This is a genomic window from Streptomyces sp. NRRL S-495 (assembly GCF_000966955.1).
GTDB classification, from domain to species: Bacteria; Actinomycetota; Actinomycetes; order Streptomycetales; family Streptomycetaceae; genus Kitasatospora; species Kitasatospora purpeofusca.
The window spans coordinates 1-1,682 of the sequence record NZ_JZWY01000219.1 but is presented as its reverse complement, the minus strand read 5'-3'; the positions used below and the strand labels follow the sequence as shown (position 1 = coordinate 1,682).

Annotated in this window: 3 protein-coding genes; 2 read left to right on the top strand and 1 reads right to left on the bottom strand. The window is 74.8% G+C overall.

Annotated elements, in window-relative coordinates:
- Positions 1-38: 38 nt before the first annotated feature.
- A complete protein-coding gene (locus tag VR45_RS13385; protein ID WP_045939949.1) occupies positions 39-500 on the top strand; it encodes an ATP-binding protein in 462 nt (153 codons plus the stop codon).
- Positions 501-570: 70 nt separating this feature from the next.
- Here the strand turns inward: VR45_RS13385 and idi are convergent, their stop codons facing one another.
- Positions 571-1,224: an isopentenyl-diphosphate Delta-isomerase gene (gene idi, locus VR45_RS13380; RefSeq protein ID WP_078896489.1), complete on the bottom strand. Its 654-nt coding sequence runs from the start codon at positions 1,222-1,224 to the stop codon at positions 571-573.
- A gap of 350 nt (positions 1,225-1,574) precedes the next feature.
- On the opposite strand from idi, the gene VR45_RS45580 reads away from it, so the two are divergent.
- Positions 1,575-1,682 (top strand): sugar phosphate nucleotidyltransferase (locus tag VR45_RS45580; protein WP_286163183.1); only part of this gene is annotated, 108 nt, incomplete at its 3' end.

The window sequence follows — 1,682 nt, the reverse complement described above, 5'->3', positions numbered from 1 at the left end:
GCGAGGAAGAGACGGCGCCGACGGCGCCGGAGAAACGGGTGACCGCCGCGTCGGCAGTGGCGCGCGGCGGTCCCGTCGAGGGGGTGTGGCGTTTCACCGTGCCCGCCGAGCAGGCCTCGGTCCCGCGCACCCGGCACGCCGTGCGGGACCGGCTGCTGGCCCAGGGCATGACGGAGATCCGCTACCAGGAGCTGGTGGACGACCTGCTGCTGATCGTCTCGGAGCTGGTCGGCAACGCGGTGACCCACGCCGCCGAGCTGTCGCCGGAGGTGACCACCGAGCTGGTGCTGCGGGGCGGTTGGGTGCGGGTCTCGGTCGAGGACGGCGACCCGTACCGGCCGAAGGCCCTGGCGGCCGACACCGGGCGGACCGGCGGGCGCGGGCTGCTGCTGGTCAAGAGCGTCACGCTGCAGGCCGGCGGCGTGTGCGACGTGGAGCAGGCGGGGCAGGGCGGCAAGGTCATCTGGGCCTCGCTGCCGCTCCCGCGCGAGGAGCCCTAGGGCGCCGACCCCGGCGGGCGGCAGCCGCCGGACCGGGAGGCGGGGCCTCGGCGGCCCCGCCCGGAGCGCTCTACCAGTCCTTCCCGGCGATCTCGCGGATCCCCGGCAGCGCGGCCTCGAAGACGGTCCGGAACCACACCGAGAACGGCCGCTCCGCCTCCAGCGCGCGCAGCTCCTCGGCGGTCACGAAGGCGTAGTCGTCCACCTCGTCCGGGTTGGGCCGCACCGGCGCGGTGACCAGACCCACGAACAGGTGGTTCCACTCCCGCTCGATCAGGCCCGTGGCCTCGTCCGGCAGGTCGTAGCGGACCGTGCCCGCCTCGCAGAGCAGTGCCGGGGCGACGCCCAGCTCCTCCGCGGTGCGCCGGGCGGCGGCCACGAACGGCGGCTCGTCGGGGTACGGGTGGCCGCAGCAGGTGTTCGACCAGACCCCGGGGGAGTGGTACTTGCCCAGGGCCCGGCGCTGGAGCAGCATCCGGCCCTGCCGGTCGAAGAGGAAGACCGAGAACGCCCGGTGCAGCCGCCCGGGCTGCTGGTGCGCCCAGTGCTTCTCCGCGGTGCCGATGGTCACGCCCTCGTCGTCGACCAGCTCCAGCAGGATCTCCTCCGGAGTGCCGGCGGCGGCCGCGGCGGCGTCGACGTCCGTCTCGACGTCGAGGCCGGTGTCGAGGCCGGTGTCCAGCCCGGCGGGGGCGGTCGGATCGGTCGGCAGACTCTGGGGCATGAGGCCTCTTTCGGCAGCTTCGGGAGCACGGGGAGCAACCACGGCACGCACCGGTGGCGTCGCGCCCCAGTCTGCCGTACGGGTGGCACGGGCGCGGGGCCCGACGCACAACCCGGCGGCCGGGGGGCGCCCGGCGGCCCGGTACGGGTGTCGGACTAGCAGAACTGTTCGGAATGTGTTCGATGTGTGTTCGAGCGTCCGGCCGCGTTCTGGCAGGTAGTCGTGGTCGCCTACCATCACATAGGACACCGCGGCCGCATCTCGCGGCCCCGGCGCGCCACCGCCGGTGACCCGGAAGACTCCCGGGGCCGGGCGCGGCCGCGCTCAGCACGACGGATCAGGAGACCCGCATGATCGGCCTCGTTCTGGCAGCCGGCGCCGGCCGCCGGCTGCGCCCGTACACCGACACCCTGCCCAAGGCGCTGGTGCCGGTCGACGGGGAGCGGACCGTCCTGGAC